Annotated in this window: 18 protein-coding genes; 4 read left to right on the plus strand and 14 right to left on the minus strand. The window is 68.6% G+C overall.

Going from position 1 to position 23,383, the window contains the following annotated elements; translation table 11 throughout:
- Window positions 1-9: 9 nt before the first annotated feature.
- The 8 genes from efeU to RHCRD62_RS02200 form a co-directional block, all read right to left on the minus strand.
- Window positions 10-906 (minus strand): iron uptake transporter permease EfeU, encoded by an 897-nt coding sequence (efeU, locus tag RHCRD62_RS02165; RefSeq protein WP_050063001.1) that lies wholly within the window; start codon window positions 904-906, stop codon window positions 10-12.
- Between the two features lie 219 nt (window positions 907-1,125).
- Complete coding sequence (locus RHCRD62_RS02170; protein WP_253277156.1) at window positions 1,126-2,433, minus strand: lipopolysaccharide biosynthesis protein; 1,308 nt, start codon at window positions 2,431-2,433, stop codon at window positions 1,126-1,128.
- Window positions 2,430-3,320, minus strand: coding sequence for a beta-1,6-N-acetylglucosaminyltransferase (locus tag RHCRD62_RS02175; protein WP_050063002.1), 891 nt, complete (start codon window positions 3,318-3,320; stop codon window positions 2,430-2,432). The genes RHCRD62_RS02170 and RHCRD62_RS02175 overlap by 4 nt, the downstream gene beginning before the upstream one ends.
- The gene (locus tag RHCRD62_RS02180) at window positions 3,317-5,851 is read right to left on the minus strand and encodes an AMP-binding protein (RefSeq protein ID WP_157050776.1); all 2,535 of its coding nucleotides are present in this window, start codon (window positions 5,849-5,851) and stop codon (window positions 3,317-3,319) included. Before RHCRD62_RS02180 ends, RHCRD62_RS02175 begins: the two co-directional genes overlap by 4 nt.
- A 7-nt stretch (window positions 5,852-5,858) precedes the next feature.
- Entirely contained in the window at window positions 5,859-6,992 is a 1,134-nt protein-coding gene (locus tag RHCRD62_RS02185; protein WP_050063004.1) for an LLM class flavin-dependent oxidoreductase, read from the minus strand.
- 6 nt (window positions 6,993-6,998) lie between these two features.
- Window positions 6,999-8,183: a 3-dehydroquinate synthase II family protein gene (locus RHCRD62_RS02190; RefSeq protein ID WP_050063424.1), complete on the minus strand. Its 1,185-nt coding sequence runs from the start codon at window positions 8,181-8,183 to the stop codon at window positions 6,999-7,001.
- A 48-nt stretch (window positions 8,184-8,231) separates the two neighbouring features.
- Window positions 8,232-9,023, minus strand: a complete 792-nt coding sequence (locus RHCRD62_RS02195) for a 2-amino-3,7-dideoxy-D-threo-hept-6-ulosonate synthase (RefSeq protein WP_253277157.1) — start codon at window positions 9,021-9,023, stop codon at window positions 8,232-8,234.
- A gap of 185 nt (window positions 9,024-9,208) precedes the next feature.
- Complete coding sequence (locus tag RHCRD62_RS02200; protein WP_084734022.1) at window positions 9,209-10,396, minus strand: 4-hydroxybenzoate 3-monooxygenase; 1,188 nt, start codon at window positions 10,394-10,396, stop codon at window positions 9,209-9,211.
- A gap of 187 nt (window positions 10,397-10,583) precedes the next feature.
- On the opposite strand from RHCRD62_RS02200, the gene RHCRD62_RS02205 reads away from it, so the two are divergent.
- Both RHCRD62_RS02205 and RHCRD62_RS02210 read left to right on the plus strand, forming a co-directional pair.
- A complete protein-coding gene (locus RHCRD62_RS02205) occupies window positions 10,584-11,432 on the plus strand; it encodes a glycosyltransferase family 2 protein (protein WP_050063005.1) in 849 nt (282 codons plus the stop codon).
- Window positions 11,429-12,736 (plus strand): lipopolysaccharide biosynthesis protein, encoded by a 1,308-nt coding sequence (locus tag RHCRD62_RS02210; RefSeq protein ID WP_084734023.1) that lies wholly within the window; start codon window positions 11,429-11,431, stop codon window positions 12,734-12,736. The genes RHCRD62_RS02205 and RHCRD62_RS02210 overlap by 4 nt, the downstream gene beginning before the upstream one ends.
- On the opposite strand, the gene RHCRD62_RS02215 is transcribed toward RHCRD62_RS02210, so the two are convergent.
- The 6 genes from RHCRD62_RS02215 to RHCRD62_RS02240 all read right to left on the minus strand — a co-directional run bounded on the left by RHCRD62_RS02215 (window position 12,715) and on the right by RHCRD62_RS02240 (window position 20,404).
- Window positions 12,715-13,656, minus strand: a complete 942-nt coding sequence (locus tag RHCRD62_RS02215) for a glycoside hydrolase family 16 protein (protein ID WP_050063006.1) — start codon at window positions 13,654-13,656, stop codon at window positions 12,715-12,717. The two genes, RHCRD62_RS02210 and RHCRD62_RS02215, sit on opposite strands and share 22 nt — an antisense overlap.
- Window positions 13,653-13,853: a hypothetical protein gene (locus RHCRD62_RS02220; protein WP_050063007.1), complete on the minus strand. Its 201-nt coding sequence runs from the start codon at window positions 13,851-13,853 to the stop codon at window positions 13,653-13,655. The genes RHCRD62_RS02215 and RHCRD62_RS02220 overlap by 4 nt, the downstream gene beginning before the upstream one ends.
- Window positions 13,850-16,093, minus strand: a complete 2,244-nt coding sequence (locus tag RHCRD62_RS02225) for a hypothetical protein (RefSeq protein WP_050063008.1) — start codon at window positions 16,091-16,093, stop codon at window positions 13,850-13,852. Before RHCRD62_RS02225 ends, RHCRD62_RS02220 begins: the two co-directional genes overlap by 4 nt.
- Window positions 16,090-18,087 carry a glycosyltransferase family 2 protein gene (locus tag RHCRD62_RS02230; protein ID WP_050063009.1) on the minus strand — a complete coding sequence of 666 codons (1,998 nt, stop codon included), beginning with the start codon at window positions 18,085-18,087 and terminating at the stop codon, window positions 16,090-16,092. Before RHCRD62_RS02230 ends, RHCRD62_RS02225 begins: the two co-directional genes overlap by 4 nt.
- A gap of 93 nt (window positions 18,088-18,180) precedes the next feature.
- Window positions 18,181-19,437, minus strand: coding sequence for a hypothetical protein (locus tag RHCRD62_RS02235; RefSeq protein WP_050063010.1), 1,257 nt, complete (start codon window positions 19,435-19,437; stop codon window positions 18,181-18,183).
- A gap of 7 nt (window positions 19,438-19,444) precedes the next feature.
- Entirely contained in the window at window positions 19,445-20,404 is a 960-nt protein-coding gene (locus RHCRD62_RS02240; protein WP_050063011.1) for an NAD-dependent epimerase/dehydratase family protein, read from the minus strand.
- A 390-nt stretch (window positions 20,405-20,794) separates the two neighbouring features.
- On the opposite strand from RHCRD62_RS02240, the gene RHCRD62_RS02245 reads away from it, so the two are divergent.
- Together RHCRD62_RS02245 and RHCRD62_RS02250 are read left to right on the plus strand one after the other, a co-directional pair.
- Window positions 20,795-21,958, plus strand: coding sequence for a ricin-type beta-trefoil lectin domain protein (locus RHCRD62_RS02245; RefSeq protein WP_253277158.1), 1,164 nt, complete (start codon window positions 20,795-20,797; stop codon window positions 21,956-21,958).
- 247 nt (window positions 21,959-22,205) lie between these two features.
- Window positions 22,206-23,330 (plus strand): VanZ family protein, encoded by a 1,125-nt coding sequence (locus RHCRD62_RS02250; protein ID WP_084734024.1) that lies wholly within the window; start codon window positions 22,206-22,208, stop codon window positions 23,328-23,330.
- Window positions 23,331-23,383: the final 53 nt, after the last annotated feature.

Raw genomic sequence — 23,383 nt, forward strand, 5'->3', positions numbered from 1 at the left:
CCTTTCGGGTTATGCGGGAAGGTCGGAGGTTTCGGTGGCCGCCGTCGGCGCCGCCGTCGGCTTCCTGACCGGACGCAGGAACAGCGGGAGCACGATGGCGATGTAGGCAACCCACGCGACGACCTGAAGGACCGTCGGGTCGGGGCGGAAGTTGAAGATCCCCTGCAGCACCGTTCCGTACCAGCTGGACGTGTCGAACCAGGAGGATGCGTCGAAGGCGAAGTTGGTTCCGCCGGGCAGCCACCCGGCGATCTGCAGAGCCCGGACGCCGTAGGCCAGGATTCCCGCGGCAACGACCACGAGGAACGCTCCGGTGTACTTGAAGAACTTCGCGAAGTTGATCCGGACCGCGCCGAAGTACAGCAGCACCGTCAGGACCGCCGCGACCGCGATGCCGAGCAGGAGTCCGATCAGCGGCCAGACGCTGTTTCCCGCGTTCTCGGCGTAGCCGACGAGGAGCAGAGCGGTTTCGACGCCCTCGCGGCCGACCGCGAAGAACGCCATCGCCGCGACCGCCAGCGGGCCGATCGCGAGTGCCTTGCCGAGACTGTCCTTCAGATCGCTCGAGATGGTGGCCGCGGCGGTACGCATCCACAGCACCATCGCGGTGACGATCGCGACCGCCACGAGGGAAGCGATGCCGCTGATCAGCTCTGCTGCGGTTCCGGTGACGGTCGAGGTACCGAAGTGGATGGCACCGAAGATCACGGCCACCATCGCGATCGCGGTACCGACGCCGAGCCACACCCACTTCAGGGCGTCGCGGCGCTCGGACTTGACCAGGAACGCCACGAGGATCATCACGACGATCCCGGTTTCGAGGCCTTCTCGAAGGCCGATCAGGCCGCTGCCGAACAGTTGGGTCGCGATCCCCGGCGCCGTGGCGTCGGCGGCGAGTACAAGCACAGCAACCCTCGATTCCGAGATCGGAGTCGCCCGGACCCGAGTCAGGCTAGGCGAACCTTTGTTACTGGGAACCTAGCACTTGCGGCGCACGTAACCCGAGCCGATATCGAGGTCGACTGAAATGTCCGAATCGTCCTGCTACCAGCACTGATGCGACCAAGAGTGGCGTCGATTCCTGTTTCTCCCACCTCGAGAAGGTGCATCAGGTCCCGGGTGCGCTCAGCCGGTGACGGCAGGCTCGCGCGTGTCGGCCTCCGGTGTGCCCGCGTCCGTGCGCGGCGCAGTCAGGTCCGCGATCGCGCGGCGCAGCGGATACGCCAGCACCATGAGCGCAACCATCTGCGCGGTGAGCGCTCCGAGGCCGACACCGATCAGGCCGACCCGGGGGACGAGGAGAAGCGCCACCGTGAGGGTGGTGGCGACGATGACCACCTGGATCGCCAACATCAGCCGGAGCCGGCGCAGGATCTGGGCGAGGAGGAAGTACAGGATGACGACGGTGCCGACGAGCGACTCCACCGCCATCACCACCACCAATCCGGCCGCGGCGTGGAAGTAGTCCGGGCTCACCACGTACAGGACCAGCGGCCCGCCGATCGCCAACCCGGCAGCGGAGACTACGGCCACCGCGCCGAGCATCTTCACCAGGCGGCGGAGCAGGGCGGCCCGGTCGGCGTCCGGTGCCGACGCCTCGACGATGAATGCCGAACCGACGGAGCTGCGGAGCAGGCCGACCGCCGAGCACATCGTCCACGCCAGGTTGAAGTACGCGTTCTGCTCGGTGCCGAGCTGCGCGACCACGATCAGCGGAAGCACCAGCGGCGTCACGGTGACGACGAGCGTCATCGTGAAGTACACACCCTGGAACGCCCACAGTTCCCGCGTCGGCGGCAGCTGCGGCTCGGTGTTCTCGCGGCCACGGACCCCGGTGCGCAGCATGTGGACGACCGCCGCCGCGGTGACGACGAACGCCAGCACCGCCCACGAACCCGTCAGCGCCAGCGCCGAACCCGTCCCCGCCAGCACGACGATGGGCACGATCTTCAGCACCGACAGCGCAATGTTCTTGACTGCCACGGCTTTCGCGAGCCGTAGGCCGGTCAGGATCGGATCGGACAGGGCGTACACGGCGAAGGCCACCACGATCAGCGGGAACAGCACGAGCTCGGTCGTGGACGTGAACAGTCGTGAGTTCGACGGATTCACCGCCAGGAACAGGGTGCCGAGCAGCAGCGCAACAGTGGAGGTCAGGGTCAGGCCGCCCACGATCAGCCGGGTGGAGGAACGCCCCGCCAGCGGCAGGAACCGCTGGTACGCACCGCCGAGGGACAGGCACGACACCGACGCCAGCATGGTCGCCGTGCTGATCACCGCGGACGCTCGGCCCACCTCCGACGTGTCGAAGAAGCGTTCCGCGACAGCCCAGTACACCAATCCGAGGGCACCCGTCGCGACCGATGACACCATCAGTGCCGCGGCATTGGATTCGAGGCTCGCCGTGGCGAGACGCTTCGGCACGCGGATCACGGCGTCACCGGTTCGGTTGAACGGAATGCGTCGATGAGTGCCTGCCCCGTGTCGTCGACCTTGCGGGCGAACAGCGCGGGGGAGCGACGCAACTCGGCCTCGTCGGTGGCGGTGAACGTGCGGGGGTTGACGGCCTGACGGTCCGACCAGTCGATGTGGTGCATTCCGTGCACTGGATGCGCGAGGTAGGCGGCGATGTCGGGCTCGCGGTCGACATGCTGGGCGATGCGGTCGGCGAGCGGCGAGGCCGCGACGATCGACTGGAAGACGACTTCGTCGGGGCACAGGGTGTGCCGGTGGAATCGCAGCCACTGTGGGTGCGCGGCGAGGAATCCGGTGACCTCCGCGATCGCGGCCGGAGTGAGCGACCACCACATCGAGCCCTGCACCAGTGGGATCGTGTCGTCGACCCGTCGGGGCAGCCGCCCGGACAGGTGGGCCCACACGGGGCCGGAACGGTCCGCGAAGTGCCGGCGCGCGACGACGTGGCCGCGCTGCGAACCCGGCCCCGTGAGCCGATGGTCGACGCGCAGGAACTCGGTGTCCGTCGACCAGGCAGCGAGCACGTCGTCGAGCGGGGCGATCAGCAGGTCGGCGCCCGAAAGCAGGGAGAAACGTGCGTAGTTGTGCCCCGAACCCTGTGCTGCGGCAATGAGATCCAGTGTCGACTCGACAATGCTGAATCCGCCCCAGGACACGGTGCGTCGTTGGTGGAGGTACGTCAGTCCGTCCCGTTCCGGGGCCGCTGCGAGGAAGGGCGTCAGGTCCGACTTCGCGTCCACGTGGACGTACACGTCGATCGCCGGGTGGCGCAGCGACTCGAGCAGTGACGCCAGCACGTGTGGCTGGTGATGTGCGAGGACCAGCACCGCGTGCCGGTCCGTCATGTTTTGTCCCCCAGGGCGGTACGGACCAGTGCTGCGGTCCGCGCGACATGGGGTGCGCGCAGCATCCCGACGTGATCGCCCGACACCCGGTCCACCGACACGACGTTCGGCGCGATGATCGACCACCACGACGGCTCGTCGGGGTTGTCCTCGGCCATCACGACCGCGACCCGTCCGTGCCACGGCTGGAGCTTGTGCAGTAGCGCCACCCGCCTGCCCAGCTCGTGGAAGAGGTCCCACTGCTTCTGGGCGGGACGGGGCACGATGCCCGCCGTCAGGAGCCGGAAACGGGTGCGCCACAGGGCGCCGCGGCTGGGCGCCGGTCCGTCGACCGCGGGCCGGGTGCCCGCGGTGCGAGGCAGGTCCGGTCCGCCCTCCGACAGTGGCCCGCCGAGGATCGTGTCGAGGCAGATCACGATCTGGACGTGGTGCCCGTCCGCTTCGAGCAGTCGGGCGACCTCCATGGCGATGACGCCGCCGAGCGAATGGCCGACGAAGGCGTACGGCCCGTGCGGCTGGACTCGGCGGATCTCCCGGAGGAATCGGCGCGCGGCCGCCGCAACCGTCCAGTCCGGAAGTCCCCGGCTCTCGAGGCCGTGGGCCTGCAGTCCGTGGACGGGCCTGCTCAGCTCGCGGGCCAGAGGCAGGAGCGCCAACGCGGTCGATCCCGCACCGGCGAACGCGAACACGGGTCTGCCGATGCCGTCCGGGTGAAGCGGAACGAGCACCGAGGTGGCGGCGACTGCGCCCGAGTTCGTGCCGTCGAGATGCGCCGAGAACTGCCGAAGGGTCGGGAACCCGGCCAGCGTCGCCGACGAGAACTGGACGGCGAAACGTTCCTCGACCTGGGTGAGCATCTGCTGGGTCTGCAGCGAATCCCCGCCGAGCGAGACGAAGTCGTCGTCCCTGCCGATCGGGTCGACTCCGAGGATCTGGGACCACAACGCGGCGACGGTCGTCTCGGTGTCGCTGCGCGGCAGGACCACCGGAGGCCGGGGCGTGGGATCCGGCAGTGCCGTGCGGTCCACCTTGCCCCGCTCGTTTCGGGGCAGGGTCGGCATCAGGACGATGTTCGTGGGAACCATCCAGTCCGGCAACAGGCTCCGCAGCTCACATCGGAGATCGGCCACCGACGGCGCCCGATCGCCCTGGGCGAGAGCCGCGTACCCGACGAGCGTCGTGGAACCGTTGTCCAACTTCCTGGCGACGACGACGGCGTCCTCGACGGCAGGAATCTTGCGCAATGCCGACTCGACCTCCGACGGCTCGACGAGATACCCGCGGATCTTGACGGCGTCGTCGCCGCGTCCCACCAGGTGCAGGAATCCGTCGTCGTCGAAGCGGCCCAGATCGCCCATGCGGAAGGAACGAGCGCCACGGTCCGTGGTACCGAAGCGGTCGTCGAGGGGACCGGGCCCGAACCCGTCCACGAAATACCCCTCCGCGAGGTAGTCGGACTCGACGACGATCTGGCCGACCTCGCCCGGGCCGACCGGTGCGTCGTCCGGCCCGAGCAGGCGGACGGTCTTGTTCGCGGCGACCACCCCCACGGGCAACACACCGTCCGGAACGGGGCGACCGGGCGGGAACGCGTTGAACGCGAGGTTGCCGGTCTCCGACGACCCGGACAGGTTGCAGTACGAGGCATCCGGGCCGAGCAGTGCCCGCAACCGGGTCACGTCGGCGCCGTGCACGGCCTCCCCACAGGTGGTGACGAGGCGGAGGCCCGACAGGGACGGCGTGTCCGCGCACGCCGTCATCACGGCTCGCAGCAGCGACGGGGTGGCGTGCAGGGTGGTCAGCTGCTCACTCGAAATCCAATGCGGCACGGCATCGATGCCCACCTCGCGCGGATCGAGAAAGTGCAGTGTGGCGCCGTTGAGCAGCGAGGTCATCACGACGTCGAGTCCGCCGCCGAAGCTGATGGGCAGCGCCATCCCCACTCGATCCGATGCGCCCGTTCCGAGCGTCGTGTGGAAATCGGCGGCCTGGTTCAGCCAGAGACGCTGTCCCTGCCGCACCGCTTTCGGCTTCCCGGTCGATCCCGACGTGAAGAGCAGCACGGCAGTGTCGGTCGGGGCTCCCGAGTGCAGTGGCGTGTCGGGCGAGGGCGGCAGCGCGGCCAGTTCGGACGGTCGGACGCGCGCCGCGTGGCTGCGGGTGAGGATGTCGGTACGGCGCTGCTCGGGCAGTTGCGAGTCGAGCAGTACGAGTGGGTACCCGGACACCAGCACCGTCACGATCGCGACGACGCAGTCGAGTGTGCACTCGGTGTCGATCGCGATCGGGCGGCGGACACCCTTGCGTGACTTGACGAGTGCCCGCGCCCCGCCGATCGCACGCTCCCGCAACTCGGAGTACGTGATGTGCTCGCCCTGGCACACGACCGCGGTCTGTTCGGGCAGCCAGTCCGCGACCACGTCGAATCGGTCGCGGATCGACATCCACGGAACGGGAAACGGCTCGTGGCCGCGCGGCGGTGCGAGCTGGGGCGTCGCCGGGTGCTGGGGCGTCACTGCGGAATCGGGCACGGCAACCTCACACGTCGGGTGTCGCGGTGACACCGAGACGCGGGAACAGCAGGTCCGCGACGTACTTCGCCTCGTCGATCAGTGGCCACCCCGACAGGATCCAGATGTCGATGCCCAGATTCTCGCTCATGCGGAGGATGCGGTCCGCAACCTGGTCCGCACTGCCGACCAGATAGTTGCCCGTGCCCTTGCCTGCCACGTCGAACGGCGGCTCCGCGCCGGTCCACGTGGTCAGCCCGGCGGCCATGTTGGGCGCGTACTCGAGTTCGGCACGGGTGGGCAGTCGGCCGGCGCGCAGCGCGTCGATCCGGGCCTGCACCTGACGATCCTCCGACATCAGATCTGTGAGTGGTGGGAAGCCGAAGCTGGTGAGATTGCGGTCGGCCGTCGCGAGCACCGACTCCGGTGACGTCTGGGACAGCTGCCATTCGAAGCGTTCCCACGCCGCGTCCTCGGTCTCGCGGACGACGACGCTGGCGAGCACGCCGAACCTCATCTCGCGGCCGGCATCGGCAGATGCCTTGCGGACCTTGGTGAACAGTGCGTCCATCGCCGATTCGGGGCTCATGAACATCAGGTACGCGTCGAGCACCTGCGCGGCGTGCGCGATGCCCTCGGGGGACGCGCCCGTGCCCCAGACCGGGACGCCACCGGGCTGGCGCGGGCCGGCGATCGCGGGCTTGTAGCGCGGTCCGTAGCCGAAATACGTGCCCTCGTAGCCGTCGGTCTCGTCGAGGTAGAGCCGCCTGACCAGCTTCCAGTACTCCTCCGACACCGCGTATCGCTCGGCCTTGGAGTGGAAGCTGCCGTAGCGGGCGAGCACCGGGTCGGCGCCGTTCACCTGGTTGTAGATCAGTCGGCCACCGGAGTACTGGTCGAAGACCTGTGCCTCCTCGGCCAGCAGCACCGGCGGCTTCACGCCCGGGTACTCGGGGACCACGAACCGGAGCCGTTCGGTGTCGGCCACCAGCGAGATCGCCTCCCGCGCCGTGGTCAGGGCGCCGTGGAAGCCGAGGCGGTCCAACGTACGGGCCTGCTCGCGCAGCGCGGCGAAGGACGGCTCGAAGCGGTGCCGCGGATCCCACGGCACCTCACCGTCGTTCGCCCCGATGTACCACAGGATGTCGGGCGTGCTGGGCATGGTTGGTCAGCGCTCGTCGCAGAACTCGGTGATCGGCAGTCCGACGTGGCGGGCCTCGGTGGGGACGTAGCCGAGCAGGACGTCGCCGGGGGTGAGTTCGGTGACGTTGTTGACCGAGCCGCCGGGGCCGAGGAGGCGCACGTGCCAGTCGTCCTGCGCGATGACATTCACGTTCTTGCCATTGGGGGCGACGGCGGTGATCGAGATCAGCGGGCGCTTCTCGATCTTGACGCGCCCGATGCGGACCTCCCGGACGCTGCCGTCGGTGCGGACCGCGAGGATCGGGAAGCCCGCCTGCAGTTCACTGACGTAGCGGGTCCGGTTGTCGGGACCGAGCACGTAGGAGTGCACGGCGCCTGCGTTCCACCGGAACGGACGGGTCGGCATGTACGGCAACGGATGGGTCTCGCTGCAGGACAGGAACATTCCTGTGGAGAAGGAACCGATCAGGCAGCCCTCGTCCAGCTCGAGCAGCGAGCAGGTGTCGATGCAGGCGCGATCGCCCATGCCGATGTGCTCGACCTTCGTGACGACGAGCTCGGAGAGCTCCATGCCCTCGAGCTTGTGGTCGACGATCCGGGCCAGCTTGACGACGTCGTCCGCGGTACGCGGTGCGAGCAGCAGTCCGTCGGAGCCGTGCTCGAGCACCAGCTTGACGATTTCGGCGTCCTCGACGTCGTTGACGGTGGTGATCGTCCGGCCGCCCGAGTTCTCGGCGGCCGCGATGACGATCTCCAGCGGAATCTTGGTGGGATCGGTGAAGGTCAGCAAGGTCCAGGGAACCTCACGGACCACCTCGCAGGCCTCCTGAAGGGTGGGGGCATCCGAGACCACCACGTGCACCCCGCGATCCGGGGTGTGGCCGATGTGCTTCGAGTGCACGTCGCCGCGATTCGACAGGATCACGAGGTCGACGGCGTCGTAGGGGAAGTCCTCCGCGACGGGTGCGTCGACGGCGAGGATGCGGCGCACCGTCGGCGGCAGGCCCTCGAACGTGGCGACATCGTCGGACAGGATGCCGTCGATGCGGTGATGCAGTGCCGCCTGCACGACGGCGGGCAGCAGATCCTCGTCCACCGCACGCACGTCGAGCCATGCGAAGTGACCCTCGCGGCTGACGGGGGTGCGACGGGAATCGGCGCCCGCGCCTGCGGTGGGGACGATCTGGTCGGTGACGATGGTGCTGTCCATGTTCGGACGGGTTCCCTTCATGTATGACGCGAGGTGAATCGGGCGCCGTCAGGCGCTTTCGAGCTCGATGGCGGGGGCAGGGGAATGGACGAGCCGCGCCAGAGCGGATGCGACTGCGAACGGGTCTCGTGCCTCGAACACGTTGCGGCCGAAACTCAATCCGGCCACACCGGACGTGAGGATCTCCGCGCCGAGCGCGATCGCGTGGTCGTCGCCATCGCGTGTGCTCGGTCCGCCTGCGACGCAGATCGGGATCGGGCAGGACTCGACGACTCGCCGCATCTCGTCCGGGTCTCCGCAGTAGTCGAGCTTGACGATGTCGGCGCCGAGGTCGGTCGCGATGGCGGCGAGGTGGGCGAGTTCGCCGGAGTCCGACGGCAGGTCGGCGCGCAGTGGTCCTCGGGCGTACATCATCGCGAGCAGTGGCATGCCGAGCAGTTCGCACTCCCGGGACACAGCGCCGAAGTCCGCGAGCTGTTCGCGTTCGGTGGGTGATCCGACGTTGACGTGGATGCTGACGGCGTCCGCGCCGATCCGCAGGGCGTCTTCGACGCTCGTGACCAGGATCTTCGCGTTGAGGTCCATGCTGCGGTTGGTGCCTGCGGAGAGGTGGACGATCAGTCCGGTGCGCGCGAAGACTGTGGGATCGACGTGGCGGACGCGGCCTCGGTGCAGGATCACGGCGTTGGCGCCCGCGTCCGCGAGCGTCCGGACGGTGGCGTCGGCGTGGTCGGCGGCGCCGAGGGGGCCGGTGGTGACGGAGTGGTCCATCGGCACGATGAAGGTCCGGCCGGTGCCGTGATCCGAGATGCGGGAGAGTCGAAGTCCCTTGCCGCTCATGGCTCGAGCGCGTGTGGTCGTGGGGAAACTCAACATCGGCCGGACTCCAATCGGAACGTCGCGCATGCGGGGTCGAACGCGCTGGCGTCCCGCAGTATTAGGGTAGGCTACACAAAGCTACGTGCTGGATCATAGGGGGGGTGACTGCATCTGCGCCACACCGTCGGGGCGGGCCGTCGAGTGCCTCACCCGGTGAAGTTCCATCGAGTCGGGAACGGCAGGCCCAGGTACACCTCGCCGAGGGCGGCCTGTTCGGCCTCGGACTCCACCCATCGGCCGAGGCGGGCGCGGCGCAGTTGCCAGTCCATGGGGTCGTCGCTCAGTGCATGCAGGGTCGTGGTGAGGGTCCACGAGAACTGTTGTGCCTTCCAGATTCTCGGCAGGCACGTCTCGGAGTAGGCGTCGAGGAACGAGCGATCGCCCGCGGCGAAGTACGCGCCGAGTGCATGCGAGAGGGTGCTTGCATCCGAGACCGCCAGGTTGAGGCCCTTCGCTCCGGTCGGCGGCACGATGTGTGCGGCATCGCCGAGCAGGAAGAGCCGTCCGTCCTGCATCGTCTCGCACACATACGAACGCAACGGTGCCACCGACCGGTCGAAGATCTCGCCGCGTTCGAGTTCGGGGTGGTCGTCGCTCGCACTGCGCAGTGCCAGCTCGTCCCAGATGCGCTCGTCCGACCAGTCGTCGAGGTCGGTGTCCGCGGGAACCTGCAGGTACTGGCGAGTGATGCGCGGTCCGCGCATGCTGTGGACCGAGAGTCCGTTCTCGTGGGCGCAGTACATGCCCTCGGGGGTCGTCGGCGCGGTCCGGGCCAGGATGCCGAGCCACGCCACCGGGTAGGTGCGACTGTGCTCGCGCAGTCGACCGGCCGGGATGTGCGCACGACTGACACCGTGGAAGCCGTCGCAGCCCGCGACGAAGTCGGCGGTGATCTCGAGGGGTGTGCCCGCGTGGTCGACGAGGATGCGCGCACCGTCGGCGGTTGTCTCGATCGCGGTCACCTCGGCGTCGAAGAGGAGTGATCCGCCCGTGGACAGGCGATTTGCGACCAGATCCTTGACCAGTTCCTGTTGGGCGTACACCGTGGCGTGGCCGCCGCCCAGGCGATGGAAGTCGAGGTGATGGGTGGCGCGGTCGAATCGGAGGTAGAAGCCGTTGTGCGACATGCCTTCCGTGCTGAGGCGGTCGCCTACGCCGAGTTCGTGCATCAGTGCGACGGTGGGCTGCTCGAGGACGCCGGCCCGGGTTCGGGTCTCGATGTACTCCCGATCGCGGTTCTCCAGCACGATCGAGGAAACACCCTGGAGATGAAGCATTCGGGAGAGCGTCAGGCCCGCGGGTCCGGCTCCGATGATCGCTACCTGGGTGTGCACGAGGGTTCCCTTCGTCGGTGTGACAGTCCTCACAGGGGGCGCCCACGCGCTTTGCTTAGGCTTGCCTACCTTCTACTGTATAACTCGCGGTTCGACGAACTGCGGGACCCCCGATCGACCAACGAGTAACGGCGCAGCCGGTTTTCGTGCGATTCGGCCCTGATGTGAACAAATTGGAGCCATCGACGTGAGCATCCCAACACCGACGGACGGCCCGGGAACCCCCGCAGTCCCGACCGTCGTACCCCCCGCCGACGGCAATGCCGGTCGTGGCGGCAGGCCCACAGTTTCGGTCATCATCCCCGCCATGAACGAGGCGAAGAACCTCCCCTTCGTCGCCTCTCGGATGCCGGACGGCATCGACGAAATCGTGTTCGTGGACGGCAATTCCGTGGACGACACCGTCGCGGTGGCGCGCTCGCTGTGGCCTGCCGCCACCTTCGTCACCCAGACCCGAGGCGGCAAGGGCAACGCCCTCGCCTGCGGCTTCGCCGCCGCGACCTGCGACATCATCGTGATGATCGACGCCGACGGATCGACCGATCCCGCCGAGATCCCGCTGTTCGTGGAGGCGCTCGTCGGCGGCGCCGACCTCGCCAAGGGAAGTCGCTTCGTAGGCCGCGGTGGCAGTTCCGACATCACCGCGCTGCGCAACGTCGGGAACAAGGGACTCAACGGCCTGGTGAACCTGGTCTTCCGGACCCAGTTCTCCGACCTGTGCTACGGCTACAACGCGTTCTGGCGCAAGCACGTTCCGCTGATCGAGCTGCCGCCGATCGAGTACCAGCGTGCGCAGTGGGGCGACGGCTTCGAGATCGAGACCGTCATCAACGTTCGACTCGCGACCAGTGGGCTCAACATCGTCGAGGTCGGCAGCTTCGAGGGGCCGCGACTGCACGGGCGTAGCAACCTCAACGCCTACAGCGACGGCATGCGCGTGCTGCGCACCATCGGGCAGGAATGGAACCACTGGCGTGCCACGAAGGACATCCGCAAGGCATCGGCCCGCGCCGATGTGCGTGAACTGACGACGTGACCACAGGGGCCGCGCCGAGCACGCGCACGGCCGGTTCGGGAATCCAGGCCAAGAGTCTCGAGCGAAACAGTCTCGCGCTCACGGTGTCCGCCGCGCTGACCGGCGTTCTCGGTCTCGGATACTGGGCGCTTCTCGGGCGTCACTACCCCGCACGAGAAGTGGGGGCCGCATCGGCGGTGATCACCACCGCCACGATGCTCTCGGCGTTCGGGAACATCAGCCTCGGCGCGCTGTTCGAGCGGTTCCTGCCACTCGCGGGAGGCCGTGCCTCGGCGCTGGTGCGTTCCGGCTTCCTGGTGGGTGGTTGCGGCGGGCTCTTCCTCGGCGCGCTGTTCCTGCTGTGGGGGCCGACGGACGAGATGTTCGACGGTCCACTCGAAGCGGCGTCCTTCCCGCTGATCGTGCTGGTGTTCTCGGCGTTCGCGCTCCTCGACCACACCTCGGTCGGCCTGCGCGAAGCGGGTTGGGCCGCTACGAAGAACGTCACGCATGCCGTCGTCAAACTGGTTGCCGCGATCGCCCTCGCATTCACCGCGTCCCGGCTCGCCGTCATCTGGAGCTGGACGATTCCCGCGCTGATCGGAGCAGCCGTTCTCGGAGTCGCGGTCGCGCAGCGGCTGCGTCGTCCCGAGATCGCAGGAGCGCCCTCGCACTTGCCGGATCGGCGTGAGATGGGGTCCTTCCTCGCCGGCTCCTACGGGATCTATGTTGTGGGATCGCTCGCGCCCCTGATGCTTCCGCTGATCGTGGTCGCCGAGATGGGCGCCGACCACAACGCCTACTTCGCCATCGCATGGTCGCTCGTGTCGGCCGTCCTCGTGCTGATGACCGTCCTGATGGGGCCGTACGTTGCGGGCGTCGCAGCCGACCCCGACCAGGTCCAGGCGCTGACCCGACGATTCCTGATCGTTCTCGCGGTGGTCACGGCAGGGGGCGTGGTCCTGTTCGCTGTCGTGGCGCCGGTACTGCTCCGCATCGTCGGAGACGACTACGCGGACACCGGAACTCCGCTCCTCAGGCTCGCCGCGATCGCGCTGATCCCCGCGATAGTGGGATTCGCCTACAACGCCGTCGCCCGCGTGCGTCGGCGGCTACGGCTGGCGATCGTGGTCCAGGTCGTCAACGCGGCGCTGGTCCTCGGCTTGAGCATCGCCCTCATCGACGATCATGGTCTGGCTGCGATGGGCTGGGCCTACATCGTCGCGGAGGCGGTGTCGGCAGTGGTGCTCATCGTTCCGCTGACCAGGGCAGTACGTGCACTCGGAAGTGAACCGCGGGGCGTTCAGCCGGCCTCTGTCATCTGAACGGCATTCGGCGCCGGCGCGATCGTGCGGTTGCTCATCGCGTCCAGCTGTGACTTCTCCGGCGCGTACACCGCCACCCAGTCGATCTCCACGTCCACACTGTCCGGACGCAACGGGCTCGTCTCGGAGCACGGTGTGATACCCCAGTCCGCACGACGCTCGCAGGCGCCGGCCTCGGCCTGCAGCCCTAGCCACATCGGCTGGTCCGGAACCATGACGTCCGAACGGACCTCGGCCCACACCGCACCGTCGAGCAGATAGCGGATGATTCCCGGCCCCCACTCGACCCCGACGGTGTGCCAGTCCGAGAAGTCGCCGGTGACGAAACCATGGGATTTCCTGTTCTCCCCACTCGCGTCGACCCAGTGCACGAACGCGTCCATCTGCGTGCGCTCCCCGCTCGCGGACTCTGCGAAGTCGATCTCCGGTGGCCACTTCTCGCGCTGCGGCCACAGGAGCATGTGATACGAGATGTCGTCGCTGCGGTCGGCGCGCATCCGGATCTCCCACCGCCCGTACTCCTGCGTCACGGGATAGTTGGAGACCCCACCGGTGACCCACCCGTCGGCCGTGCGTTCGGACTTCAGCGTGAGTGCGCCGCCTGCCACCTCGACCATCGACCCGTCCCACCAGCTGTTCGGGTTTCCACCGGGCTGCCCGCTGTAGGAACTCCACTTGCTGCCGAGTTCGCACCGGTCGAAGTCGTCGGTGAAGATCTGCGTCCACCCCGGCAGATCACCGACGGGAACGGGGATCTCGCCGGGAATCTCACTCTCACCGCAGACGTCCGATGCGGGAGCGGCGCCCAGTCGGCCGGTCGGGTTGTTCGTCGGGATCGTGCAGGACGTGCAGGCGGCCGCGGCGAGCGCCGCGGCCAGGGCGCGCGCAGTCCGGCGTGCGCGCAGGGGGCGACGCGTCATCCGGCGAGGGCGATCAGTCGAACGAAGGTCATGGCTGCCGCGGTCGCCACGCACACCGCGAGGGCGACGGAGACGATGTGCGCGGACGGCTTCCTGCCGATGGCGCCGGTGTCCGGCACATCGCGTTCGCGCAGGGCGACACTGACGAGCAGCAGGACGGCGGACAGGACGAAGAACAGGACGGTCAGGTTACTCATGATGTCTCGAATTCGATGGCGGCGGAATCGAAGCGGCGGAGGATGGTGATGCTGTCGCCGTCGACCATCGGCACGTACCGTCCGGACGCGACGAGCTCGCTCACCTGGGCATCGAGATACTCCGGGGACAGGCCGTACTGCAGTCGCAGCATGCCGGTGCCCTGACTGGTCGTGTAGAGGTAGGACGGGCTGCGTTCGAGTGCACAGGTCGAGAGATCCCGCATGCACTCGTCGCTGTCGATGAACGAGAACTTGGGCCCACGGGAGTCGAGGGTGCGGCGGACACCGTTGGTGTGCGGCGCGTATGACCACGCCATGACGGTCGATCCGGCCGGGACTGCGGCGACGAACTCGTCGGACACGACGACCTGTTCGCGCGTCGACGCCTCGAACGAGGTGTTCAGGCCACGGTTCGTGGTCAGCAGCGCGCCCAGCGCCACCAGCGCAAGCGCTCCCGCGACGACCGGCACCCAGCCCCCGGCCGGAGTGGCGGCCCGGGAGCCGGCGCGCTTCCGTACCGCCCGAACCGCGTGAGCGACCGCAACGGCCGCGAACGGAGCGAGTACCGGGGACGCGAGAACGAAGCAACGAATGATCATCTCGCCGCCGTAGCTCTGCAGCAGGACCAGGGCGAACGGTGCCCCGCACATGGCGCCCGCCACGAGCCAGGTTCGGCGTCCACGAGCGAAGAGCCAGCCGACGAAGGCGACGGCCACGAACAGACCCGACGCGCCCATCCGCAGATACTGCATCTGCTGATAGGTCGGGTCGCCGGAGAGTCGTTGGCCGACGCCACGGTTCACGGACGAGCCCACCTGCCCGATCTCGGCGAAGATCGACTGCAGGTGACCGAACCAGAAGTCGGTGGCGCCGTAGCTGAACCAGGCCGCGAAAACGAGTCCCGCGGCGAGCCACAGCGTTCGGTACCTGGTGACGCCGAAGAGTGAGAAGAAGGCAAGGGCGATGACGACCAGGATCGGTGTGATCTGGTGGGACACCACGTTCGCGACGATCAACAGCAGGAGCACGGCGCCGATCGCGAGCGTGCGTGAGGTGCCGAATCCGGGGACCAGGCCGGGGGTCCGACGCGGCGCATCGAGAACGAACCGGAGGAAGCCGGGCTCGATCCGGGGGAGCGGTGCGCGTCGCAGCTGCCACAGCAGCGTTGCGACGATCGTCGTGTAGAAGACCAGCGCGACGGCCTGCGGAGCGAAATAGTCCTGCTGATACCAGTTGAACAGTTGGTACAGCACGACCGACAGCCACGCGAGTCGGGCCCGGCCGGTGACGGAGATGGCGATCGCGTACAGCGGGAACGCGAGGAGCGCGCCCATGAACAGCGTCGACCACGCGAGGAGAACGGTGACGTCCTGCACGTCGGCCACCGTCACCAGATGCGCGCCCGCCGAGAAGAATCCGGCCCAGCTGAAGCGCGCGTCGATCCCGTTCGGGAGGTGTCCGGATTCGGCGATGCTCGTGATGAACCCGCGGTGCACGAAGGCAGTGGGAACCGAGGTCTCGCCGCTGGCGACCGGTACCAGCATCGTCGTGTACGCGAGCAGGACCACAGTCGACGCCGCCATCACCACATGGTCGACATGGCTGCGTGTCAGCGTGTGGACGATCGTGGCGGACAGGACTGCGAATCCGAGCCAGAACGCCACTCCGACCTGCGTGATGATCCCGTAGTGCCCGGAACCGAGAAAGTCGAGTTGCCTTGCGGCAAAAACGAACAGCGCCACGCTGACCAGGAGCGCCCCGAGTGCGAGTGCGCGGGCCCGACTGACGGTGCGCAGATACTGCAGCGCGCCGCGAGGGACGGTGTAGTGCCGCGGCAGCGTCCGCTCGGCAACCACGCAGCCGACGAGTGATCCGATGGCGACCAGGGTCTGGACCGTCAGCGGGCTCCACCACTCCGCGACGATCGTGAACTGCGCCGCAAGGATGACGGTGGCCAGCGAGACGGAGACGATCAGTGACGCGGACAGCGCGCGACCGGGGATCCGCAACGCGACGACCACGGGCAGGCCCGGCACGAGGACGGCACCCGCGAGTGTGACGAGGAGCCGTAGCGGCTCCGGAATCAGGTCCGATGCGCCGATCGCGACGAGCAGGTTCAGTGCCAGCATTGCCGCCGACACGGCGCCGCCGAGAAGCAGCGCGGATCGCGGATTCCACCCGAATGCCGTGGTGGGCGACGAGGTTCCCGTCACCTGTGGGGCGGCGGTGTCGGCGGTCATCGGCGCGCCCCCGATCGGCGTGTGACGAGGTGACTGCGGACGAACAGCGCGGGGCCCGTCACATATCCCCACGCCTCGAGTGCGCGAAGCCGAAGGGGCCAGTCGCTGGGGAAGTCCGCGTTCTTCGTCGAGTTCGGGGACAGCAGCATGTGGATGCCGCGGGGCAGTCGCGTCAGGATCGGCGCCGGGTTACCCGAGACGACGAATTTGGTCAGGCCTGCCGCCATGCCGGTGCCGTAGCCGTAGCTCTGCGCCCGAAGCTCGGCCATGTTGTCGCGGTGGTAATGGCGGACAACGGCATTCGGGTTGTACGCAATCGACCAGCCGCGCAGGATGGCGGACCGGAAGGCGTCGAGGTCCTCGCCGCCCCGCGTCGGGGTACCGGTGCCGAGCCGTTCGTCGAACCCGCCGATGGAGGCGAGTGCGGACGACCGGAACACCATGTTGTTGCCCGAACCGCATTCTCCCGCGGTGTAGGGGAAGAACGGACCGCGGGGACCGAACTCTCCGAGTTCCGGCTCGATCGCGTGTGGGTGCAGCGTCCACACGGTCGGAATCTCACCCTTGTCGAAGACCTTCGCCTCCTCGAACCACTCCTGGACCCGGTTCGTGGTTTCGGTTCCCAGGACCCGGCCCGTCACCACGCCGACCATGCCGACCGGATCCGCGCGGAAGCTGGCGACCGCCCTGGAGAGCCAGGTGGGGTCGGCGAGCGCATCGTCGTCGGTGAACGCCACGATGCGCCCGGCGGCGGCGCGGTGCCCGAGATTGCGGGCCGCGGACACTCCGGGAACCGGCTGGTCGAGCACCCGGATGCGGGGGTCGTCGATGCCTGCGACGATGCGCGCGGCGTCACCGCGATGCGGACGGTTGTCGACCACGAGCAGTTCGATGTTGCCGTGGTCCTGCGCGAGGATCGAGTGGACGGTGTCGACGAGAGACGCGCGTCCGACGGTGGGGATCACCACCGTCACGAGTTCGTCCTCGCTGATCGCGGTATCGGATGCAGCCAGCTCCGGTGCCTGCGTGGGGGATTCAGGTCGTCGTGCGCGCAAGCGGACGGCACCGACCGCGGTCGCGCCCGCCGTCACCAGGAGCCCGAGCACGAGTACCGCCAACCGGCTCAGCGCGGCCAGGCCTTGCCCGGTGACCGTCTGTCCGAGATTGCGCAACGCACCGGTTGTCAGGGTGCGCACCACGAAACTGCGTTCGGCGGCCAGTCCCGCGTCGGCGCCGACCATGCCCGACAGCACGGCCTTGGATCGACCCTCGTGTCGGCAGCGGCTCGTGAAGTACCGCAGTGTTGCTCGGGTGTCCGGCACGACGTGGTCGACGGCGAACCCGGTGACCCGCACGATTCGGGACCCGGGAAAGTGTTGCCGCAGTTCGATACCCATCAGGGTCTCCTCGCACCCGGCGGGAACGGTACCCACCCGGCCGAGGCGGTCGGAGAAGCCGCCGACTTTCTGGAGTTCGGCCCGGCGTACGGCCATGGCCGCACCGATGGGGTTGCGAATCTCGGCGCCGTCGGCGGGTAGTCCGCGGTAGTCGCAGCCGACGACCCACCCGAATTCCTCGGGGAACCACGCGGGCGGCCGACCGGATGCCCAGTTCGCGACGACCGCACCGCCGACCGCAACGACGGAGCTGTCGGCGAATGACGCCCGCGCCGCGTCGAGTGCGCCCGGCCGCAGTGCGGCGTCGTCGTCGAGGAAGACCACGATCTCCGCGGTCGCGGCGGCGACGCCGGTGTTGCGGGCGCCGGACAGTCCACGGTCGTGCGCGTTGGCGACGAGGGTGACTGAGTCGCGGAACCGGGTCCGGAGTTCGCGCTCGAGTTCCGCATTGTGGTCGACGACGACGATCAGCTCGTCGCCGTCACGGAGCTGGTCGCGGGCCGCGTCGATGCCCGTGATCAGCATGCCGAGACGGTCGAGCGCGTAGCAGCAGATGATGATGGCGACCCCGGGGTCGGGGCGGGTCGTCGAGGCCAAGGCGAAACTCCGGGATCGTCAAGGTGCAGCCAGGCCCAGGATAGGGAAGGCTTGCCTATCCTACGGTGCCGGGCGGGTGTTCGGGGAACCGGGTCACCGCAATAGCTGGAGGGGGTCCGAGGTCGCCGAATCGAGCCCGCGCTGCACCTGTGCGCGGTCGAACACGTTTCCGTGAAACGAGGCAGCGGTGAACATGCTGCCGTCGATCATTCCCCAGGACACCGTGATTCCCTCCGGACCGGTCGGGTCGTTGTGAACGATGTAGAACGGATCCGCCGTCCCACGCCAGGGGATCGCGCCCTGCCGCGGGACCTTCCCGAGGCTCGAGAACAGCAGTCGAGCGCGAGGCACGCGCGGTCGGGTCGCCGGAGCAGTCGGCCTGCCGGTGAGCAGGCCGACCCGGGTACGCGCGGAATTGAGTGCCACATTTGCCACCGGTCGCCCCGCCGCCGTCGCGGCGGCGACCATTCCGTGGATCCTCCGCGGAGTCGGATGCGGGCCCAGGTCGAACTCCAGTCCGGACACGAAGTTGGCGAGTGGGACATGTCCGGCCGCCAGGTACCTGCGGACGTCGAGCGTCACCGTCGCCACATCGTCGACGTCCAGTCCGGCGGACCGGAGTCCGCGATGCAGCGCCGCGGCGACCACAGCGAACATCGACGTCCCCGGAGCGTCGTTGTCGCGCCAGGCACGCAGCCGCGCCACCGTCTCCGGCGGCATCGGTGAGAAGACAGCGGTGCGATCGGGTGTCCACGGTTGCTGCGCCGCAACGGGATCGGGCACATCGGGCGGTCTGCGAGTGACGGCTGCGTCCGCGCGTGACAGAGAACTCCGCAGCGCCCAGAGTCGCCGCGGGTCCGACCCGAAGGTGCGCAGCGCCGCGGTCGTGATCCCAGTGCCTCGGCGCCGAGCAGGACGCCACACGTTCGGATCCGACGGGTCGATCGTGCCCAGCACCACGCCGTGCAACAGCAGGGTGAACGCGACCTCCCCGAGGCCGTGATTGTGGTCGGTGCGCAGGTAGTCGCCTGCCAGCACGACACTCGTCGGCCGCGTCTCCGCCGCGCCGGTCGAGTCGACGTCGATGTCGAGGAGATCCATCGGCGACGCCGGCGCGTCCATCGTCGTGACGGCCGGCCGGTTCGCCACCGGGTCGAACGCCCAGCGGTTCGTTCGCGTCGACGGTCGCAGCCCCAGGCGGGCTTCGGGCCCGGCAGCCGTCATCGCAGCGAGGCGGTCCGCGACGACGTCGGCGGGCGGCAGGTCGACTGGGCCGACGATCGTGGTGGCGCGGGCGTGGCTGTGCATCACGTCCAGATGTGCGACGCGGACGGTGGAGCGGTCGGTCACGCGAACCTCATCCAGCGGCCGGCAGGGTCGACTCGAACCGACGGAAGTACTCGACGGTGCGCGCGACCCCCGCGTCGAGGCCCACGGCAGGCTGCCAGCCGAGGACCCGGCGGGCACGTCCTGCGTCGAGTGCGGAACGGCGCACGTCGCCGGGCCGTTCGGGCTTCCAGATCGGCGCAGCGGTCGCGCCCGTGGCCTCGGCGACAAGGCGATTCAGTTCCATATCGCTCGTCTCTGTGCCCGTCCCGATGTTGAAGCGCATGCCCGACCCAGCGGTGCCCGATGCGGCGACGAATGCGGTGACGACATCGTCGACGAAGACGTAGTCGCGGGTGTTGCCGCCATCGCCGAACAGCGTCGTCGGCCGGTCGGCCAGCATCTCGCGAGCGAAGATTGCGACCACGCCTGCCTCTCCATGTGGATCCTGGCGGGGACCGTACACGTTGGCCGGGGCGATGTGCGAACAGTCCAGGCCACGGAGGAGGCGAAAGCTCTCCAGGTAGTTCTCGCCCGCGACCTTCCCACACGCGTACGGCGACATCGGCCGGACCGGTGTCGCCTCCGAGACGGGCAGCTCCTCCGGGGTGCCGTAGATGGACCCGCCGGACGAGGTGAAGACGATCTTGCGTGCTCCGGCCGCGGCCGCCGCCGTCGCGACGCGGATGGTGCCGAGGATGTTGACCTCCGCGTCGTGCATCGGGTCCGTGACGCTGTTCCGGACGTCGATCTGCGCGGCCAGGTGGAACACGACCTCAGGTCCGAAAAGCTCGAAGGTCGGCGTGAGGTCGTCCCGGCAGACGTCGAGTGTCTGCAGGTCGACCGCGCCCGTGGCGAGGGCGTCCGTGAGGTTGTCCTCGCGGCCGCGACTGAGGTCGTCCACGACGAGGACGCGATGGCCGTCGCCCCGCAGTCGGTCGACGAGCGTCGATCCGATGAATCCGGCACCGCCGGTGACCACCACTCGCAAAGGTATGCCTTCCCTAACAAAACGTGATGGTTCGGGAGTCTAAGCGCTGGCCGCCGTTCGCGGTGTGGGCAGGTCGTACTCGGGGTGACTCGGGTTCGACCTGCGGTTGGCGGATTTCCGTTCCTGGGCACGTGTTTCGCCGCGAATACCGGAAAACCGCGTGCTAGCTTCATTTTCGAATTCGTTTTTCGGTTGTCGCATGCGAACCCTCTTCCCTCATTGTCGAGAACGAGGTACCAAATGGTTCGTTTTCGTGTGCGCAGAAAACCCCTACAGCGAGACGTCATTCGAGAAGTCGGTGCGGTATTCGTCGTCGCGGCAGTCGCATTGGCTGTCGTGGCGGCGCCCCGGGACGTCGTCCCCCACGCGTCGGCAGCCACCGTCGGTCCGGTGAGGACGCAGGGTGGGCTGTGTCTGGACAACAAGTGGGGCGTCACCTTCGAGGGCAATCCCGTGCAGGTGTACCAGTGCAACGGCATGCCCAGTCAGAGTTGGAGCGCCGAGGCCGACGGCACCATTCGGGTGCAGGGCAGATGCCTGACCGCGAGATCGAACAGGGCCGGCACCGTCCTCACCACCGGCGGCTGCGCGGGAACGGTTGCACAGCGGTGGACGGCACGGGCGGACGGAACGGTGATATCCCAGGCCAGCGGCCTGTGTATCGAGAACAAGGGCGGGCGCGAGGCGAACGAGAACCCCGTCGTAGTCCAGAGGTGCAGCGGCAGCGCCGCCCAGCGGTGGGCGTACGCGGCAGTACCCCCGACGACCACGGTCGCCCCCACGACCACGGCCCCTGCGCCCGCGTCGCCGTCCGGGGTCGCGGCCCCGCGCGGAAACCTGCCGGGCTGGCGTCAGATCTTCGTCGACGACTTCACGGCCACCGCGCCGGTCGGGTCCTGGGCCAACGCCTGCGAGCCGGATCGGATCGTCTACACCGGCGCGGAAGGCCAGAAATGGCGCACCTATCCGAGCTGCTATCTCGACACATATCAGAAAAGACCCTATCGGCCGGATCGTGTTCTCAGTGTCGACAACGGCGTTCTCAATTTCCATTTGCACCAGGTCGACGGGCAGCCGGCCGGCGCCAATCCGTCGCCATTGATCGACGGACAGAGTCAGTACCAGACGTACGGGCGCTATTCGGCGCGGTTCAAGGTGGACAAACCGAATCTGAATGAGTACTACGTCGCCTGGCTGCTGTGGCCGCAGTCCGAGCGCTGGCCGGTGGACGGCGAGTTCGACTTCCCCGAAGGGGGCCTCGCGGGGACGGCGGGCGGCTTCCACCACTACTCGGGTGCGGGTTCGTGTGTGGGCGGATGCCAGGACGTCGCGACGGACATCGGCGCCCGGTTCACCGAGTGGCACACCTACACCGTCGAGTGGTCACCCGGCCGGATTCGCTACCTGCTCGACGATCGCGTGGTCCTGGACAGCACGGCATGGGTGCCGTCCACCCCGATGCGGTGGCAATTGCAGACGGAGACGAACGGCAACGGAAGCAGCGACGGAAACCTGCTGGTCGACTGGGTCTCCGTCTGGGCCTACAGCCCGTAGGCGCTTCGCGACTGTGCGCGAGTTCGGTGGCGCCGGCCACCGAACTCGCGCACAGGCCTGGTTCGTTCGCGCTCGCCTGGTGATGGGGCGCGAACATCCACCCACGCACGAGATCACGGCGCCCAACTCGCCGTTCGCGAATGGCAGTGCCTCCGAGTCGGGGTCATCCCCGGGTATGACCCGGCCCCGCGCGGATTTCGTCCGGCGAGTGGATGTCTCGCGACCCGTGCGCTGATGGAGTGGAGGCATGCGTGAGCAAGTGGTGTATTCGGTGCTCGTCGGGCTGGCCGCTGCCGCGGTGCTGGCGCTGCCGCTGATGGTCTGGCAGTACCGCAAGTACGGTCGGGTGTCGGCGGCCCGGCTGACGGTGGTGGTCGCGGCCCTGATCTACGCCGCGGCGGTCGTCGCCTTCACCATGTTCCCGCTGCCGTCGCTGACCCCGCGGTGGTGCGACCTGTACGCGGTCACCGAGCCGGTGCTGCGCGCGTTCGCCTTCGTCTCCGACATACGCCGCGACACCGCCGGGATGAGCGCGGTCGGGGTGCTGACGAGTCCCGCGGTCATGCAGGTGGTGCTCAATGTGGCGCTGTTCGTGCCGTTCGGGGTGTTCGGGCTGGTGCTGTTCGAGCGCTCCCGCGCCGCGACGATCGCCGCAGCCGTCGCCGTCTCGGGGCTGATCGAGCTGACCCAGTACACCGGCGTGTGGGGCGTGTTCCCCTGCGCTTACCGGGTGGCGGACGTGAACGACCTGCTCCTCAACTCGGCGGGCGCGGTGGTCGGGGTGGTGCTGGCCGGGCTCGCCCCGCAGCTCGTGCCGAGCCGCGGCCTGCTCGCGGCGGGCCGGCCGGTGCCGCGCCCGGTCACGGTCTGGCGCCGCTGGGTCGGCATGGCCGTCGACGTGACCGCCTTCGTGGGCGTCTTCGTCACGGCGGCCGTCGTGGTCCAGGCGGGAGCGCAGGTCGTGGGTATTTCCGTCGATGCCGGCGCGGCCCGGGCGATCGCGGCTGTCGGCGATCGCGGCGGTCGTCGGGCCCGGCCTGATCGGGTCCGGTGCCTCGCTGGGGCAGCGGGTGGTGTGGTTGCGGCCGCAGTGGCCGACCGAGCCGACGGTCGGGGCCAGGACCGCGCGGGCGCTGACCGTCACCGGGATGGGAGCGGTGCTGGTGCTCGTGGACCCGCTCGCGGCAGTGCTGTGGCTGTGGGTCGTGGTGGCATCGGTGCCGTTCACCAGGGGAAACCGCGGCCTGTCCGGCGTGCTCAGCGGTGCCGACATGGTCGACGCCCGAGTGCGGCAGGAGGCGGCGGAGCCGACGCCGCCCCCAGCCGTTCGGGTTCCCGTGGACGCCTGCCACGACTAGGGCACGTCCCCTGAGTGGCAAGGAGCCTGAGCCACGTGCAGACCGCTGAGAGCAGCACGCACGGTCC

Origin of the sequence: Rhodococcus sp. RD6.2, assembly GCF_001040705.1 — a bacterium.
Taxonomy (GTDB): domain Bacteria; phylum Actinomycetota; class Actinomycetes; order Mycobacteriales; family Mycobacteriaceae; genus Rhodococcus_G.